Annotated in this window: 19 protein-coding genes; 12 read left to right on the forward strand and 7 right to left on the reverse strand. The window is 39.7% G+C overall.

Annotation, left to right across the window (positions count from 1 at the left end; translation table 11 throughout):
- Nucleotides 1-693 precede the first annotated feature (693 nt).
- The 7 genes from IPM48_00890 (at nt 694) to IPM48_00920 (ending at nt 4,140) form a co-directional block, all read left to right on the forward strand.
- Complete coding sequence (locus IPM48_00890; GenBank protein ID MBK9270126.1) at nt 694-1,011, forward strand: hypothetical protein; 318 nt, start codon at nt 694-696, stop codon at nt 1,009-1,011.
- Nucleotides 1,008-1,349 (forward strand): hypothetical protein, encoded by a 342-nt coding sequence (locus tag IPM48_00895; protein ID MBK9270127.1) that lies wholly within the window; start codon nt 1,008-1,010, stop codon nt 1,347-1,349. The genes IPM48_00890 and IPM48_00895 overlap by 4 nt, the downstream gene beginning before the upstream one ends.
- A gap of 9 nt (nt 1,350-1,358) precedes the next feature.
- Nucleotides 1,359-1,805, forward strand: a complete 447-nt coding sequence (locus IPM48_00900; GenBank protein MBK9270128.1) for a DUF3592 domain-containing protein — start codon at nt 1,359-1,361, stop codon at nt 1,803-1,805.
- Between the two features lie 24 nt (nt 1,806-1,829).
- Complete coding sequence (locus tag IPM48_00905) at nt 1,830-2,468, forward strand: hypothetical protein (GenBank protein ID MBK9270129.1); 639 nt, start codon at nt 1,830-1,832, stop codon at nt 2,466-2,468.
- A gap of 96 nt (nt 2,469-2,564) precedes the next feature.
- Nucleotides 2,565-3,383 (forward strand): hypothetical protein, encoded by an 819-nt coding sequence (locus IPM48_00910; GenBank protein MBK9270130.1) that lies wholly within the window; start codon nt 2,565-2,567, stop codon nt 3,381-3,383.
- An 11-nt stretch (nt 3,384-3,394) separates the two neighbouring features.
- Complete coding sequence (locus IPM48_00915) at nt 3,395-3,649, forward strand: hypothetical protein (GenBank protein MBK9270131.1); 255 nt, start codon at nt 3,395-3,397, stop codon at nt 3,647-3,649.
- Nucleotides 3,650-3,696: 47 nt separating this feature from the next.
- On the forward strand, nt 3,697-4,140 hold the full coding sequence (locus tag IPM48_00920) for a DUF3592 domain-containing protein (protein ID MBK9270132.1): 444 nt from the start codon (nt 3,697-3,699) through the stop codon (nt 4,138-4,140).
- A gap of 24 nt (nt 4,141-4,164) precedes the next feature.
- Here IPM48_00920 and IPM48_00925 read toward each other — a convergent pair whose 3' ends face one another.
- From IPM48_00925 to IPM48_00935, 3 genes are read right to left on the reverse strand one after another with little or no spacing between them, the layout of a single operon-like run.
- Nucleotides 4,165-4,773 (reverse strand): hypothetical protein, encoded by a 609-nt coding sequence (locus IPM48_00925; GenBank protein ID MBK9270133.1) that lies wholly within the window; start codon nt 4,771-4,773, stop codon nt 4,165-4,167.
- A 24-nt stretch (nt 4,774-4,797) separates the two neighbouring features.
- Nucleotides 4,798-5,115: a hypothetical protein gene (locus IPM48_00930; GenBank protein MBK9270134.1), complete on the reverse strand. Its 318-nt coding sequence runs from the start codon at nt 5,113-5,115 to the stop codon at nt 4,798-4,800.
- A gap of 32 nt (nt 5,116-5,147) precedes the next feature.
- Nucleotides 5,148-5,714 carry a hypothetical protein gene (locus IPM48_00935; protein ID MBK9270135.1) on the reverse strand — a complete coding sequence of 189 codons (567 nt, stop codon included), beginning with the start codon at nt 5,712-5,714 and terminating at the stop codon, nt 5,148-5,150.
- A gap of 151 nt (nt 5,715-5,865) precedes the next feature.
- Here IPM48_00935 and IPM48_00940 point away from each other — a divergent pair, with 151 nt between their 5' ends.
- Nucleotides 5,866-7,164, forward strand: coding sequence for a serine hydrolase (locus IPM48_00940; protein ID MBK9270136.1), 1,299 nt, complete (start codon nt 5,866-5,868; stop codon nt 7,162-7,164).
- 12 nt (nt 7,165-7,176) lie between these two features.
- Here the strand turns inward: IPM48_00940 and IPM48_00945 are convergent, their stop codons facing one another.
- Both IPM48_00945 and IPM48_00950 read right to left on the reverse strand, forming a co-directional pair.
- Nucleotides 7,177-8,517 carry a hydroxymethylglutaryl-CoA reductase gene (locus IPM48_00945; GenBank protein MBK9270137.1) on the reverse strand — a complete coding sequence of 447 codons (1,341 nt, stop codon included), beginning with the start codon at nt 8,515-8,517 and terminating at the stop codon, nt 7,177-7,179.
- A gap of 5 nt (nt 8,518-8,522) precedes the next feature.
- A complete protein-coding gene (locus tag IPM48_00950) occupies nt 8,523-9,536 on the reverse strand; it encodes a type 2 isopentenyl-diphosphate Delta-isomerase (protein MBK9270138.1) in 1,014 nt (337 codons plus the stop codon).
- Nucleotides 9,537-9,604: 68 nt separating this feature from the next.
- Between IPM48_00950 and IPM48_00955 the strand changes: the two genes are divergently transcribed.
- Nucleotides 9,605-11,536 (forward strand): hypothetical protein, encoded by a 1,932-nt coding sequence (locus IPM48_00955; GenBank protein ID MBK9270139.1) that lies wholly within the window; start codon nt 9,605-9,607, stop codon nt 11,534-11,536.
- 113 nt (nt 11,537-11,649) lie between these two features.
- Entirely contained in the window at nt 11,650-12,873 is a 1,224-nt protein-coding gene (locus tag IPM48_00960; GenBank protein MBK9270140.1) for an MFS transporter, read from the forward strand.
- 85 nt (nt 12,874-12,958) lie between these two features.
- Here IPM48_00960 and IPM48_00965 read toward each other — a convergent pair whose 3' ends face one another.
- On the reverse strand, nt 12,959-13,678 hold the full coding sequence (locus tag IPM48_00965; protein MBK9270141.1) for a hypothetical protein: 720 nt from the start codon (nt 13,676-13,678) through the stop codon (nt 12,959-12,961).
- Between the two features lie 69 nt (nt 13,679-13,747).
- Nucleotides 13,748-16,417 (reverse strand): hypothetical protein, encoded by a 2,670-nt coding sequence (locus tag IPM48_00970; protein MBK9270142.1) that lies wholly within the window; start codon nt 16,415-16,417, stop codon nt 13,748-13,750.
- A 146-nt stretch (nt 16,418-16,563) separates the two neighbouring features.
- Between IPM48_00970 and IPM48_00975 the strand changes: the two genes are divergently transcribed.
- Both IPM48_00975 and IPM48_00980 read left to right on the forward strand, forming a co-directional pair.
- Entirely contained in the window at nt 16,564-17,214 is a 651-nt protein-coding gene (locus IPM48_00975) for a hypothetical protein (GenBank protein ID MBK9270143.1), read from the forward strand.
- A 326-nt stretch (nt 17,215-17,540) separates the two neighbouring features.
- Entirely contained in the window at nt 17,541-18,188 is a 648-nt protein-coding gene (locus IPM48_00980) for a hypothetical protein (GenBank protein MBK9270144.1), read from the forward strand.
- The last annotated feature ends 13 nt before the right edge of the window (nt 18,189-18,201 follow it).

Genomic DNA, 18,201 nt, shown 5'->3' on the forward strand with positions numbered 1-18,201 from the left:
ATATTAGTTTCAGTTAAAGGAGCGACAATATAAGGCGCTATTTCCAAAATCTGTCCTTCTTGGGCCGCTGACGAAAAGGCTCGTAATATTACTCTTTATTTAGATTTAAATATCAGGAATAATGATGGTTTTTATGCATTTCAATGCGGCCTAGGACTCCGCAGCTCGGGTACCCAACCAGCGAATTTCGCGGTCATGCTAAAAACTGTCTGAGCCAACTGAGGAGCAATCTACAATGACAGAGTTGGCGAAGCGAGGATTGTGGAGCCAAGTAGGCGAAGGTAGAGGCGAGTTTTTTTAGCATAGCGAAAGAGCTGCAGTTGGGTGAGCGAGGAGTCCAGCCGCGAGTTTTCTTTGGTTACTTTCTTTTGACGGCCAAAAGAAAGTAACATACATGAAGTTTGATAAACAAAAGAAATTTTTTAAATTGCAATAACTGTTATGGGGGGTTCAGTTTTATAATAACTTTTCAAAATTATTATTCACTTGTAAATCACTGGTCACATTTCAAATTTAAACTTGTTTTGGACAGGTGTGGGATAAAATACAGTCTAAATAAAACACAAAAACAATTAATACTTTCCATTTTTGTAAAATTGTAAGAATTTTATAAAAAACAAACCGCCCACTTCAATAAAATATTCGATTTTTACATCTGCTTCTTAAAAATATCCAATATTATACGGATCATACATGGCCCTGTCAACTATTTTTACCAATTTACTTTTAAAATTATATTGGCCAGTCATTGTCCTCTATACAATCATCCTGCTTGCCTTTCTGATGCTATACTTTACGGAAATGGACAATTGGTCCAATCGAACTTATTACAACTGGATGAATTTTAAAAGAATTACCATTGGCGTTGGAATTGTGATTGGTTCATTATTTTTCAAATACAAAGGGCAGACCCAAATCTCACTTTGGATCCTATACCTTCCGATTGCCTTTTCCATCATTGTACTTCTCTTTGGACTTTTCTTTGTGTATTTTTATTCTAAATCAATATGAAGCTTCAAAACATCATTGAATATGCGAAGGATAGATTGGAGAGAATATTCTGGCCTTTGATTTGCCTGTATTTTATTTATTTATTATACAAGTTGTACGATTATTACAATGGATTGAAATATCCGGTGAATAAGGAATTCTACGATCACTTGTTCAAAGAATGGGCTCTGATCGTGTGCGTGGTTTTGGCAGCCGCCTTCTTGTTCAAGCTGACCGGACACAAAAAGTTAGCGAGTCTTATTTTAGCCGTGCCGGCTGTAATTTTTGGAAGCATCCTGTTACTATCGCTGCTGATTGTGGCATTTCTTGCGATCCTCTTTATACTTTTTGGAAACTAAACAAAATGAATGATGGAAATACAAAATATCCTCTCTTATCTGGGTTCCGGATTTTCACTGATCGGGATTTATATGATCATAATTTCCTATCAGAAATCAAATGAAAAAAAACATACCCTCGCTAAAGGAAAAGTGGCCGAAGGTACTGTTATAGAATTGAGAGAAAATCCGGGGGACTTGTCTGGAAATGACAAAGGAAATGGTTTCGCTCCCGTTGTTGAATTCCGAACAGACCATGGTTTGTACAAGCATTATTCTACCACCTATCGATTTCCAAGTCCTTACTCCCTGGGACAAAAAGTGAAAATATACTACTACATCTACAAATCAAGATATGAATTTGCCTTGCAGGACGATGAACCCGGTTCACTTCCGGGGACGATGATGAAATGGGGAATTGCCTTTTGCATCCTTGGTTTGCCCTTACTTTTTCTTAAAATGTCCAAATTGTTTTAAAGAAAAATATTCATCCGCCAACCAATGCCAATCATTGTCCTCACGCAAGCATTCCTCTTTCACTATGCAGGAACAGTATTGGAGTTGCCCGAAGAACTCGAAATAGATGGATGGAATGAGGACGAGCGGCTCCGTGAAAAAATGGACTACCGCAACAAACAATGTTATCATCTTCCTGACAATGGAAGAGGGAAGTCTTGTCTGTTGCCCATTCACTATACCAAGCCATGTCCTGTTTCACTTTTGCCTTACCTTCAATCTGAGAGTGGCCCCTGTCGGATCACATCGACCAATGAAGAATTGAGATTCCTGGATCCATCAGATTTAACAAGACCTACCGGTAATTTTTCAGAATTGGTTCGTCTGGAAGACGCATCACAAGTTAGAAAAACAATTATCTCACTTGAGTCCCATCACGCCAATGCTTCTGAAAAAATGATGGTAAAATCATGGAATTCCATAGAAATGAATGCAACATCAATTATTCATGAACAAGGTAAGACCTTGGTGGATTGTTCTTTACTTCCAGCAGGATTCTATGCGCTGCATCGATGGAAAACAAATCAGTTTGTTCCAATACTGAGTTTCATTAAAATGTTTCCACTTGTGGTGAATTTTGATCTACATTTTGTCCAATTTGAAACCACTCAAACAATCTGGTGAGCATTTCCACACTGATTGAGATACAGAAAATTCCTTCCCGGTGGAATCCAAACTAAATTGTAATTTTGAAACCAAAATCCACCACCCAATTATCCAATGGAAGAAAACCAAAAAAATTACTTTGGCATCATTCAGGTAATAGACATACATAACTTTATTCCCAAAGATTTGGAAGAAGACAGCATTCTGAATCCCATTCCTCCATTTACAGAAAAAAACATTAAAATTGTTCATTACAATGATTGCCAGCAAATCATCCTGTGGTTGCCAGAACACGGAATGTTTTATGATGACCTAGAAATTATATGGATGCCTAAGGGCACAAGCATCTATTCTGAGAAAATTGATAATATCCTTGGCGGAAGTGTTCATATTTTAATTGACTCTCTGTTTATTCCACCTGGAAAGTCAAGACTCGAGATTACTAAAAAAGATGGTGTCAGACATATCATTCAGTGGGAAAAATTTGAATTCGGGATCTTACCCGAAATACCAAAGCTTGATGCCGAATCCAACAAATCTGATTCGGAACAGAAAAACCCCATTGTTTACAGAGATGGATTTGGGAAAATCATTCCCGATGAAGATTTGATCATGAGGGAAAATGCCTTGATGAAAATCTACGAAAAATTTTCAAGAAAACTTGAATTTAAAGATCAGGGAAGATCATCCACCATCACATTTATCCAGGGAGATCAAACGGCATCATTTTATTCGGAAATCGGAGGTGGCGACTGTCTTTTTTACATTGACATTCCCACCGCTGAGGAATGGGAGCAAAAAACAGGATTTCCAAGATCTGAAAGAGATGAGATTGTTCGTTTTATTGCTGATACCGCTCTCCGAAAACAAACGGTCTCCTCCGGATCCTACTATGAAATCAATGATCGCGACATTGTGTTTAAAATCAAATAAAATACCAACAAATGAAATATCTATTTTGGATCTTATGGTCGATAGAATTTGTATTTATGCTTTGGTGGCTTTTCGATGAACTAAAGTTAAAATACTTATCCATGAATCCATCTGTTTATCTTGGCTTTCTCTGGTTGATCATTGCCCTTGTCACAAAAGTTCTGATAAAAGCTGATAACACAGCACTTTGGATGGTCGGGATTCCTGCTGCATTATTGGCAGTACTTGGTATTTTGGTCTTGTTGTATATTGTTCTTCAAAAATGAAATGATTCAATTTGGACCATCAGGACAATTTTCAAAAGAAAACTATTTTGGAATATATTGAAACTTTTAAACTTTTATTCCTGCTAATGTTCGCTTTGGCAGGATCTTTACTGTTCTATATTGGAATCAGAGAAGCAAGGGAAAACTATCATATCTTCAGGAATGGAATTGAGACAGAAGGGACGGTCGTTGATTTATACCACAGACCCATGAAAGTAAATGAGAAAACATCAGGATCAAAAGCACCGGTTATCCAGTTTGTGACGAATCAGAACATTCAGATCAGGTTTTATTCGACCAGCTTCTCCAACCTAAGCCATTACGAAATTGGACAAAAACTGAGAATCTGGTATCTCCCGGAAAATCCACAAAAAGCCAGTTTAAATGGAAAAGATGCCTGGCTATTGTCTGCCTCCTTTTTGGTTTTTGGCTTTGTCATTTGTTTGATTTTCTATCCAATGCTCATCAAGAGGCTATTCCAATTTTTATAATCCGATTGAATAAATTTAGGATTTTCAATTTTGCTTATACAACATCCTTTCAATGGACTGCAATACTTCATCCCTGTTTTTGGCTGATTTGATAAATGATGGCAATTTCTCCACCATGGTCATTTTAAACCGATGGGTGGATCTTTCTCTCAATTCCGCTTTCACATAATTCTTTATTTCTATTAGGTGCGTTTCATTGTACGCCCATAAGACATTTCCTCTCACCTCATCCTGATACCATAGGTCCAAACCAAAAGCAGGATCTATAATACCTTCGTCGTTGTATTTCATCACGAATGTCTCCCAATTTTCGCGTATTTTGCTTTTCTTATTGCATTCAGGGCAATGGGCCAATAGGTACGATGGCATTGTTTTTCTCTCTTCTATTTTTAAGGATAGTTTTGATGAACAATGCATGCACCAACCTGTACCTGAAGACCTGTAGCGCGTCCGATCCAATGCATTCTCAGAAAAAAAACATTTACTACATCGCAATTTTGCAGATTTGAAGCGAAGGAATTCATTCACTTTGATTTCAGCCCTGCCCTTGCACTTTGGACAATGCACGATAAAAACATCCATCAAATCATACATTCGGATGGGGTCACCATTGTATCTGTTGACATTTGTCATCCCTGCCTCATTTGTTATAATATATCAATTCCACTTACCTCCGGATCCGATCAAAATAGTAAGCGTCCATAATACAAACAAGCCTGCAACGATCAAAGGAATGTAAAACACCGCGTAACCTAATTTTGAATAATTGGGATTCCTGATTAGGAACCAGGAAGCAATGGCAAAAAAAGAAAATACCGATGCGACAATCAAGTTTTTTCCTGGTTCAAAAAAGGACTCTTCATGACCGAGTGACCTGTTCGTAAAATATACAAACAAGTGCATCGCTGACAAGTAGATATAATACAATGCCACCAGTCCATAAATTCCAATCACAATCTGATAAAATAATTTCATGCCAAAGTCATTAGAACTCAAAAATAAAAACTTTAATCATAATTCATGGTCGCGATATAATCTATTTTCCAAATGCCATTCTCCTTTGACATTTCGAAATCGTATCCAAATTCTCCTTCAAGGCGGACCACCATCTTACCTTCCTCATTTTTAGTCACATGAAATACCAATTGATCGATTTGATTTAGTATAATTTCTGGCTCTTGTGTGATCAGCACCAGGTCAAACTCAAAACCTTCCGGTGGTCCTTCATTCTGCAAATTTTCCTTCAAATATTTTTCTTTCATGATGAAGTACTTCATCCATTCCTTTTCATATACCTTGGAGACAAATCCGCTGGACAACAAATAGTCCAGGTATTTCTGACATTCTTTCAGGCTAACCTGGTAATTTCCATCCTTGTCCTGGAAGGTAAATCCAAAATTGTTGGACTTTTTATAATTCAATTTATACCATTTTAAAAATGACTTGACAGTTTTTTTCATTTCTGTTGAATCATGCAATATGAGTCGCAGGGCATCATTGGGCGAATTTCCGGCCAATAAATGATATTGAAAAAATACTCCAAAAAACATAGAAAGCATCCATCCTTTACCCATAATTCTATTTTGTTTCACTCGCAAAGTTGCACCCGCCTTACCATATAAGCAACTATATTTTTTGAATATTTTTAAAAACCCCCTATGTTTCCATTGATTTTGTAAACCTTTTTAGATAACAATGGTCTAAATGGGATAAATTAGTTTTGAAATGAAGTACTTTTTCCTTTTTCTCTTTGCTACTACACCCGGTTTTTCCCAATCTCTCTATTTTCCGCCTACCATCGGGAGTCAATGGGAAACTATCTCAGCTGAGAGCCTCGGATGGTGTACCGATCCAATTGACGAGCTGTATCAATATCTTGAAAATGAAAACACAAAGGCTTTTCTGGTCCTTAAAGATGGAAAGATCGTCCTTGAAAAATACTTTGACAGCTTTACACAGGACAGTCTTTGGTATTGGGCTTCTGCGGGCAAAACAATGACTTCTTTTTTAATTGGTCTGGCACAGCAGGAAGGAAAATTAAAAATATCAGATTCCAGCTCGAAATATCTCGGCAAGGGTTGGACCAGTTGTACTGAATCTGACGAATCTGATATTACCATCTGGCATCAATTGACCATGACCTCCGGATTGGATGACCGCAATGTTGATGCAGATTGCACCTCACCCGAATGTCTGGTTTGTTTTAGAGATCCGGGTGAGCGATGGTCCTACCACAATGCACCCTATACATTATTGGATGGCGTGATTGAAAACGCAAGCGGCCAAACCATCAACCAATTTATGAGGGAAAGATTGCTGGCTTCTACAGGGATCGCAGGGATTTATTTAAAGCTCGGATACAACAATGTGTTGTTTAGCAAACCCAGGGTGATGGCTCGTTTTGGCTTGTTAATGCTCAATGGAGGAAATTGGAATAACACACCCGTTTTAAGGGATTCCGATTATCATTATGACATGATTCATTCCAGTCAGGATATCAATAAGTCTTATGGTTATTTGTGGTGGCTCAATGGTCAGGAATCTTATATGGTACCTGGCTTGCAGTTAGCCATTAATGGTTCGATCAGCCCCAATGCACCTGATGATATGTATTCTGCGATGGGCAAAAACGGTCAGATACTCAATATTGTACCCTCCCAAAATCTAATTGTTGTCAGGATGGGCGATGCACCAAACACGGGTTTGGTTCCTTTTACAATGGCAGACTCCATTTGGAGAAGATTGAGCCAAATCATTTGTCTTTCCAGCCAGGCAAAAAATGAGTCTCTTGATCAAATCAGCCTGCATGTTTCTCCCAATCCGGCCCGTGATCGAATTGCGATAAAATCTATAGATGCAGAACAGCTTGAGATTTTTAACAGTCACGGACAACTCATCTTTCAAAGTGACATGAAGAATTCAGAACTTGAATTACCATCTTCCGGCTGGTCGAAGGGATTGTATTTTGTTCGGGCAAAACGAGCCAATGGCCAGTTGCTCACTCAAAAATTGATCCTTGAATAAAAATAGTTGAGATCACTTTTGCTCGCTTCGCAAATCATCCAGGAATTTACGAACTTCTGAAAAGCTAACTTTTTTATTTGAAAAATGCTCAAGAGCAAGATCCTCCTCATTTGGCTTTGCACCAAAATGATTCAATATATTGGTAAGATGCATTTTCATATGCCCTGCCTGAATACCTGTTGTAATTAATGATCTGACTGCCGCAAAATTTTGGGCGAGCCCAGTGGCAGCAGTAATCATCATCAACTCCTCTGCAGAAGGATTTCCCAATAACTCCAATGAACGCTTGGCAATCGGATGAATGGAAGTCAATCCTCCAATGGTGCCAAGAGCAAGGGGGATTTCCAACCAAAAGTGAAACAATCCATCCTGAATGCTACAATCGCTCAGACTTCTATACACTCCATCACGAGCTGCATAGGCGTGTCCACACGCTTCTACTGCTCTGAAATCATTGGCTGTTGCTATTACCACAGCGTCAATACCGTTGAAAATACCTTTGTTGTGGGTCACCGCTCGATAAGTGTCAGAACGTGCTATTTTAATGGCTTTTTCAAATCGGTCTGCAAACTCAGAGGGGCCAATCCCTCCGGCAAATTGTCCAAGCTCATTGATTGGGCAACTCACCCAGGCCCGTACGATGCACTCCGGAGTATAATTGGACAAAATGGACATGATCATTTCTACATCTCTCTGATCGTCCTTCAGAAAATCATTCTTTGTCATAAAATTCTCAAAACTCACAGAGAATGATTCAAGACAGGAATTGATAAAATTGGCGCCCATGGAGTCGCAGGTTTCAAAAGAGATCCTCCATTGGTAGTATTGGTCCAGATCTGGTATTCTAATTAGTTCGATACCGATCAATCCACCACCCCTTTTTTCCATATTGGATAAAATTGCTTTGGCATCGGCTCTCATTCTTTTTTCGATCTCCGGAATCCAGCTGCGCAACAAATGTTCTTCACCATTCCATAGAAAATGAATTTGACCCAGCTTTTTTGTGCTCAGGACCTTTACCTGAATACCACCCCGATCCATCCAATATTTTGCTGCCGATGCGGCTGCCGCCACCACGCTACTCTCTTCAATCACCATTGGGACACAATAAGTTTTGCCGTTGATGAAAAAATTAGGCGCTACACTAAATGGCATGGGAAAATTGGAAATGGTGTTCTCTGAAAAGCCATCCAATATTTTCTGCTGTTCTTCACTGTGATGCCAGTAACTCATCAGCTCATGCATAACATTTTCAGGATCCTTGAAGAAATTCTCTACGATCCATTTGATCTTGTCTCGTTTCCGCAATTTGGAAAATCCTGAAATAGATTTTGAATAGTGTACTCCGGACATGGAATTTAAGATTTAATACTCAGAAATGCTCTGGACAATAACAGACCTTTCATCTGGTCTTCAAAAAATTCCTGAAGACTTTCATAACTGATCACTGCATGTTTTAAAAAGGCTGATGCCATGCCATAAATAGAAGGCATCTGACTAAGTCGGAGTAAATAATAGGCATCCAAAAAATGACTTATTCCACCGGATAGTATCAAATTTCTGGTCTGTGCTGAATGAACAGCCATAAAATGATTGACCCCAAGCACCATTTCTGAAGCCTTGTGACCTACTTGAGCCAGTGCTTTAAATCGCTCTAATTTTTCCGGATCATCGCGGAGCAGTTCCAATATGGCAAAATTGGTTCCTCCAAAAGCCCCTAATTCGATTGCTTCCAGAGGCAATCTAAGCAAAGCGTCCATGGATTTTCGGCCCATACCTTGTCCGACTTCCTTGACGATGATAGGAAAATCAAAAAGATCCAAAATCATCTCGATGCTCTTCAGTGGGCTTTGACGGAAGCGATCCCCTTCTGTCTGCATGGCTTCTTGCAATGGGTTGAGATGAATCACAAGGCCAGTGGCTTCAGTGATCTTCACAACCTCGGAGATCAAATGGGTCTTTCCATCCCCAATCCACTGTTCAATTTGTGCAATGCCAAGATTGGCAAAAAGTGGTTGATTTCCCAAATATTTGCGCACCTCAAAATCAGATCGGGATGAGGGTTCATCAATCAGTTTTCGACAGGATCCAAGGCCCATTCCCAATTTGTAATCTCCACATAATCTTGCGAGATTTTGATTGATGGAGGCTGCTCTGCCTGTACCTCCTGTCATACTTGAGATCCAAACTGGATAATCGAGTGGAATTTCTGAAAAAAGGCTGGGCCATCGTTCTCCTTCAACTGGATGAACGCCATGAACGGGATCATACTCAAACCTCATATCCAGTGAATCTATCGAGGTGGCTGACTTAAAAGCCAGTAAAATATGATCTTCCTTCCGATCCGTAGAACTTTTCTGTGCAGGGTCCATAAAAAATTAAAACTAAAACAAGGAAGGCCGTGAGTTGTTCTCTGTCCGTTAAAATCCTGAAGATCACAATGCACTTGGCTGCTGAGAAGGACAAATTTCGGGTCAATCGGACCTTCCTTGGAATTCAAAGATTCTATCTTTGGTGCATTACAAGGTGCATTGGTCCTTTTCTGGTAAAATCCTTCCTGGCAGGTTTCATAACATGGCTGACTTTAATTCTTCCCATTCATGCGATTGCCCAAAAGACGGACACTGTAAAAAACAATGTGCACGTCGTGCACGCTGAATTTATGCGATTTGAAAGACAGGGAGGAAAAGAAATTCAGTATCTGAGTCAGGACATCGCGGTTTTCCATAAAAAAACCTGGCTCTTCTGCGATTCAGCAGTGATCGACGGCCAAACCGTGGTCGCAATGGGCCATGTCAGGATTGTTGAAGGCGACAGCCTCCAGATCTTTGGTGACACCCTTTTTTATGATGGCAGGCTATTGAAATCCAGTTTTAAAAACAACGTCGTTTTGATCCACCGCGATCGCCATCTATTTACGAACGAACTCGACTATGATCTCAAAAAAAGAATTGCCTCCTACCTGACCGGGGGACTACTGAGTTCTAATACAACGCAACTCACCAGCATAAAAGGTTACTACCATGCCAAAGAAGAAAGAGCTTATTTTAAAGATAGTGTCAATGTACTTTTAGAAGATCAAATGAATTTGCAGTCTGATTCTTTGATTTTTGACGCAAAAGAGAATAAAGTACTGTTCACAGGACCTACTTTTATTTTGCAAGCTGACATGAAGCTATACACCGATGATGGATTTCACGACATCACCGGAAAAAAATCTGTCTTCACAGGTCATCCCAGATATGCCAAAAAGGATCAGAAGGCAGATGCCGGTCGCATTGTGTCATTGCATAATGAGGACATTGTTATGTTGATGGACAATGCCTGGATTAGAGACAGCCTGCAGGAAGCCAGTGGAGACAGCATTGTGATTGACAACAAAAAAGACCTGGTAAAAATTTATGGGAATGGACGTTACAAAGACAAAGACCGGATCTTGAAAGGCGATGTTTTGCATTACAATCGCAGGACCCAATCCCTCGAAGTGGAAGGGAGAACCACTGTCAACGAAGGATCTCAAATTATCGAAGCAGACAGAATCCTTTACTCCGGTGACGAAGATTTTGGAAGAGCTTATGGGAATGTCCACTTGAAAGATACTGTTTCTGGTATGACCATCCAAAGTGATACCTTTTATTACAACAAAAAAGAAAAAACCCTGATTCCCGTAGGAACCAGAAAATACATATCTACTCCAATTGATCAGGATACGATGTACCTGACCGCAGATAGTTTGATTTCAGTCAGAAAAATTGACGGTGCCGATACTTTTACAGTGATGAGGGCTTATTACAAGGTCAGAATCTGGAGTCAGAAATTTCAGGCACTCTGTGATTCTTTGTATTTTGATGGTCGGGATTCGACCTTTAGACTGCATACATTACCAGTGATGTGGTCTGACTCGACCCAGTTTGTCGGTGACACCATTCTGGTTTTGATAAAAAACAAAACCATGGATCAAATCCACCTGCAAAACAAAGCCTTTGTATTGACAGAGTCCGTTAGCGGTCTAAACAATCAAATGAAAGGTCGTTACATTTTAAGTCAATTCAATCATTCGAAAATTGATTTTCTCGATGTAAAAGGAAATGCAGAGTCTCATTATTTTATTCAGGATGAATCAAAATCATACATCGGCGCCAACTACATTAAATGCAGTAAAATGAGAATCTATTTTGCCGGTGAACAAAAAATAGACAAAATACATTTCTACACCACCCCGGAAGGAAATATGTTACCCGTTGAAGAAGGTAAAACCAAAAGACTTGAGGGATATGAATCCAGATTTGGAGAGAGACCCGTAGATCTGGAATCCATCCTATCTCCCAATCAATTGCTCATTGAACAGAACGGAAACATAGAAGAAAAATAATACTTCAAAAATTGGTTTCCCAAAAATTTCCTTTTGGTTCAATAATGTTTTGTGAATCTATCTAACACTAAGCAAGGATGTGAAGTTTTTCATTCATTTTTGCCTATGTCCTTATGAAATCAATCCGGCAATTTATTCTTAATTCTTATTCAGGCATTGACAGAAATGTATGGATTCTCGCCACGGCTATGTTTATCAACCGTTGCGGGAGCATTGTGATGTTGTTTTTAGGGGTGTATTTGAGCAAAGAATTGAATTATTCCATTACGCAGGCAGGTGTGGTGATGAGCATGCTTGGTCTGGGAAGTCTGGCCGGTTCCTTATTGGGGGGAATTCTCGTGGACAGGCTCGGATATTACAGGGTCCTGGTGAGCACCATCACCATCAGCGGATTGGTACTGCTGGTGGTCAGTCAGGTCAGCAATTACTATCTCATGTGTCTTCTGATTTTTCTTTTTACTGCAACCGGTGATGCTTTTAGACCAGCTAACATTACAGCCATGACGAGTTTTTCGGATGCATCCAATTATACGCGTACGATCGCACTCAACCGACTTGCCATGAATTTAGGATTTTCAGTGGCACCTCTCATTGGAGGATTTCTGGCAGCTGTTCACTTCAGAAGTATTTTTTGGGTAGATGGATTGACTTGCATCGCTGCAGGTATTTTTTTGATGGTGCACATTGGTCGGGTACACCGCGAAATAAAAAAATCGGATTTACCACCCATCGTCAAAGACGTTCAAAACGGAGCAGGCTTTTCCTCTCCATGGAAAGACAGTTTCTATCTTTGGTTTTTGTTGGTTTGTTTTTTATACGCCACTTCTTTTTTTCAAATGTTCTCCACCCTGCCTTTGTATTACAAAGATGTCTATCATCTGAGTCCGGGAGGAATCGGTCTCCTCATGGCCATGAACGGCCTTGGTGTTGCTTTGGTGGAAATGTTTGTGATCTATATCATCGAAGGAAAACTAAGCCAATTCAGTTTTATCAAAATCGGTGGCGTTTTGTTGGTCATTGGATATCTTTTAATGAATTTTTTTCACGGTTATTCCATTTTGGTGGTTTCAATGCTTGTCATCACCGCAAGTGAAATTTTGGCCATGCCATTTATGGCTAGCTTTTGCATGAGGCGAGCTGGCAGTCTTTCCATGGGCCGATACATGGGATTGTATTCCACGGCATGGGCTTTGGCATTGATAGCTGCTCCTTTTCTAGGGACCCAGGTCATCGACCGTTTTGGTTATGAGCTGCATTGGTATGTATTTGCAGCTGTTTCCGCCTGTTCAGTCATTCTGATGTATCTGATTAGAAACGGGGATGGACTAAAAGTATAAAATCAGATAGTGATATTTCACTGGATGGATTTATTAGATCGATTGGAAAGTCATAGATCCATTTTTTAATTTGAATCTATATAATTTACATTTTTATTACCTCTGCATATTTCTGTTTTCCATTTCTCCATTTAAATTCCAGAAGATAATGACCCGGCAATAATTGATCTGTTTGGATTTTCCAAATATTGACATTTTCAGAAATGCGATATACGCCTATCTCTCTTCCCAGGACATCTTTGATCACAATCGAATGGATGGCATACTGCCCAAAAATTATCTCGAGATGATCTGAAAATGGATTGGGAAAAATACGGATACCCTCATTCATTTGATCATCAAATACACCTACCGTACTTACAATGGAAAATTGGATGATTCTTTCGCACAAATTTTCATCGGTCACGGTGAGTTGATAATCTCCGGGAGCAAGGTCTTTGATCTCATCTGTGCTCGCTCCAGTGCTCCAAGAATATGCATAGGGTGGTATCCCTCCGCTTACAAATGCCTTGGCTTCGCCATCCTGACCTGTACTGGACTTTGTTTGTACTGAGGCAATCAACAAATCTGGACTGGTGATCGTATACTGCAATTCTTTTTGACAATTGTTGACATCTCTCAAATAAAGGATATAGTTTCCCGCCTGTACATCACTTAGATCCTGAAGGGTTTGACCCGAAGACCAATAATAGAAAAAAGGTGCCGTACCAGAAATCGGCGTTACTTTAATTCCCCCCGTTGGCTCACCAAAACATTTTACATTTTCAATGGTGGACTGCACTGCAATTGAATCAAAATTTTTCACTTCAAAATTTTCTGTGTAGATGCATCCGGATTCATCTTTTAATTCAATGGTATAATAACCACTACTAATTTAATCGATGCTCAATTCCTTGGAACCAGTATGCCAAAGCACTTCAATATTTCCCATTCCTCCGGAAGGCGTGGCTTCGACTTTTGCTCCAATGTCCTCACAAGCAGGATAGACTACAAGACCGGAAAGGACTTCTCGATGAACTTTCAGTTTCACCAAATGAATACTATCACATCCGTTAGTTGCCCGATAAATAAATGACAATGTGCTATCTTCAAAGTATTCCACATCGCGATACAATTCCCCATAACAAAGCCATTTCTCTTCTTCGGTCTGAGATACAGGCAACACTTCAATCTCAGTTCTTATAATGCTGTCACATCCCACAGACGATAGAAGGGTGTCAAAATAAGTCCCTGTTTGAAGATACTTTTTGGTAGCAACTGCCACAAATTCACCCTCACAAATCTGAAAATATTGGGCAAATAAGGTTTCATATTCTTTCACAATGATCGTATGCTGGCTCAGCTTATTGTTTTTGGTGACTGTAAGGGTGTAAGTACCAGCGGAAGTAATATCGACCGTGCGGGTAAGAGGACCGTGGGACCATCGGTATTGGCCTCCAGGAATGTTCGCAGTGAGTTGCAATGGCTCCCTTTTGCACAATGGAATTTCACAACTTGGGATGGTGTCTGGCATTCTCCATTTGAGCACCACTTTAATTTGAAGTTCGGCATCGATTCCAAGATCTGTCCGGTCGTCGATGGCTGTAAAAACCCATTTTCCTGCAGGATCGAATCTGCCCAAAGATCTGCTAAACCATACTGTATTTTTTTCACCAAAGGCCACATTTTCTCCCGGCTTAAAATTGGATCGGTAAATTCCGATTCCACTGGGTGAGGTATAGGAAGTCAATACACTTCTCGCCCATGAAGTGCCCTTTGCCGTAATCCCATGCTGTATTTCTACCATTAGATCCTGTGCGTAGGGGGGTATTGATCCAAACAATCCGGCTGGAAAAACAAAGCTGTCCCTAATCTCAGAATTGTCCACCATCATTTTTAACTCTTGAAAAACCGAATCCAATCTACCGGGCTTTACCGGACAACCAAGATTGACCCTAAATTCTTCGACGTCCAAGGTATCAGAAGCCGCATATTCCGTGCAATTGTCTGAAACTGCTGCAGTATAAATTCCCGAATATTTTACATCCAAAAAACTGTCGTTTTTGCCGGGCATTTTATAATCGTGGTGAAACCAATCGTAGGTGTAATTTGCATCTACAGGCTTAGCCTGCAATTTGATGACATCTCCATCAAAATAAGGACCCTGTAAATTGACCTGTTGAGTGGCATTGAATTTTGCCTGCAAACAAGTTTTGGTGTTAATCGCATTTCGTAAAACATCACCGGGTTCTTTGCCAAATCCCTTTGAAAAATTGATGCCATAAGAACTGAGATGACAATAACTCATGATTGTACCTCCACCTACGGGTGCAGGACCCGGTGGACAGGAACCCACATCCGGAGGCTGGCAGTTGTCTATCTGACTGTTTTTGGCTGGCCCCCACACACAACTGTGGGTGTGCCAACTGCCGAAATTATGACCCAATTCATGCGCCATCACTTCTACGCTCCAGGAATAAATGGGGAGCTGCTGGAATGTATTATTAATCCAGGCATAGGAAAGCGGCCCCAATTGTCCATTCCAGTTGGTACACATACCATTGACAAAGGCGATCCCACCTTGTTGTTGGGCTGTAGCTGTACTTAAAAGCTGCGCAAGGTCCCCGTTAAAATTATTTCTTCTGTAATTGGCGTATGCAAGTAGTATGTTTTGCAAAGTGGTTTTGGGAAAAGGGTCTGGAGTGGTCCATACCATAATGTCTGATATTTCCAGATTGACTCTTTCAGCAGCATACAAGGTCTTAACCACATTAAACAATCCGGTCACATAATTGACCACCTGACTGACCTGCAAATTTCGATCCTGCAACATCTTGTAGTCACACTCCAAAAATACCCGGACGGTTCTGCATCTCGTATCAAAAATGGTTTGAGATTCGACCATGTTGTGCAAGAAAGAGCTTGCATCTCCAGGCTCCTCTACCCCACACTGATACTCCTGTTTTTTGATTAGATCACTCTCATAAAAACTGATATAATTCTGATTGGAATGCTCTTCACCGGAATGGGACTTAAGAACTGCAATATTTAAGTTCCCCCTTTCTGGTAGAGAAACTACTCCCATGATTTCATCAGAAAAAAAACTCATGGCGACCAAGGAGCCATCGATGCCAGCAACCACCCCCTTGAAATGCCTCGCTCTTACTGGCTTAATGCCATTAGGGTCTTCAGATGTCAAAATCCTCGATTCCTCAGAAAATATTTTATGTTCCATCAGAATCAATTCCATTTTTTGACCTTCTACAGGTAACTCCATTCTGAACGCATGGGACTGATTCATGTATATTGCATGCAAAACTTCTCGATTCAAGCGAAGAAGGGTAAAATGACTCAAGTTCTTGGTCACCGCAATAGCTTCGTCTTGATTCAATGTATTAAATTCAACTTTTCTAAAAGGAGAATACAATTCGGTTTTCCCAACTTGGATTTGTCGTGTGCTGATGTCTTCAATGATGGAATGATTTTGCCCCCATAAGGTGGGCTGAGCAATAAAAAATGAAACAACAATAAATTTGGTAAGCCAGTTGATTAAAACTCTTTGCATCTGAGGGATATTTGGTTCCAAAATTAGACAAAATTCAAACATATCTAAGGTTTTTAACAGTCTTCGTGTGTTTACAATTTCACCCAATTGAAAGAAATATCATTTGGATAGAGGTAAAATTTGTATTTTACCACAAAATATACCCCATGATTAATCTTAATTCATTTACTTTTAACTGTTGCAATTCAATTTTTTATGCCAGGATTATTTTCTTGACTTCCTGTGTGATTTTAAGCCCTTTGGTCCTAGACAGTCAGGAAACGGCTGTTAAATTATTGGAGTGCCGCTGGTCAGATTCAATGCAAATGGCATTGCACAAAAAAGAAACCGTCGTGTTAAAAATTAAATATGGTAAGGAATATAGAAAGTGGATAAACCATTCTGATATGGCCCTGGTCCTGGAGGGTGTCCAAAATGGGAGTTTGCTGGTGACAAACGATCGGAATAAACTTATTAGAATACCAATAAATGGAATCGAAACCATTCAATTAATAAACGCTAAAGCAAAAAAGAAAAGTGGCTTGCTAATTTTTGGTGTGATTCTATCTATATTAGGTTCATTGTTGGCCATATTGTCACTTCCATCTGTCCTTGATTCTTTTAACGGTAATGCAGGATCTTTTAACGATGGAGGATCCAGGGGCTGTTCCTTACTCATGTTTGGATTACTTGGCGTTGTCGGAGGAATTATTTTGTCAGTCGGGGGAACTTATAGATACTCAGAATTTGATAAAATAAAACGGGAGATCAGATTTGACGATCCCCAATGCAGGTGTGAGTGGAATGAAAATCCTTGATCCTATATTTCCTATAAAATATTATCTGCTTATAGAAAGTTTGATTTTCAGCCATTTTGACCATAACTTATATCTTGAGTCATACAGTCAGAAAAAAACCTCCAAGATCAAAGAACCATTTACTTTTTAAAAAATCCGCTCATATAGCAAGGCTTAATGCTGCTTACCTGCCTGAGGATCCGCCGTTTTGAGATTTTTATAATGAGGATCCAAAACATAGGAAAGGATTAAATCTGAGTCCAAAATGAATGTCTGTGTTGGAAGACGAAAATAAAAATCAAATAATAAAATAAATACTCCTAAATTAGCCTTCAAATAACAACTTTATGAATCACTCAATTTTTCACACAAACTATTTTATCACAAGAGTATTTACCCTCTTTATCACTTCATTTCCATTTTTTTTAATGGCTGATTTCTCTGCTTTTGCTCAAACATCACCCCAATTGATTCTCCATTGTGACTGGGAAGATTTGGCCAAAACGAGTTTTTACCGGGGAGATCCTGTGGTACTTAAAATTAAACAGGAACCTGACTACGAAGAGTGGGCAAAATATACTGGCAGACCACTTGTTTTAGAGAATTTCGAAAATGGAAGCCTGGTATTTGCCCTTTCGAATAAAAAGAAACTTAGGGTTCCGCAAGCAGCAGTTGATACGATTCAACTGATCAATGCCAAAACCAAAGGTCAAAGCGGTTTAAATATTGCAGGTATCTCCTTGAGCATTCTTGGTTTATTATTTGGTATCGGTGCCATCTTTTCTGGAAAGAAAAGATCTGATTCTCTATTGGATGAAGTGGACAATGTCGCGTCATCCTGTTTGCTTTTACTGCTTGGCATAGTATTTTTTTTGGTGGGTTCAGTTTTATTCTTAAGCAGCCTCCATCCAAAGGTTTCAGAAAAAAATAAGCTGGGTAGAGAAATTGCATTTGACAACCCAAGATGCAAATGCAGCTGGACTGAGCATCCTTAATTATATAAATATC

The sequence above is a fragment of the Saprospiraceae bacterium genome (assembly GCA_016715965.1).
Taxonomy (GTDB): domain Bacteria; phylum Bacteroidota; class Bacteroidia; order Chitinophagales; family Saprospiraceae; genus Vicinibacter.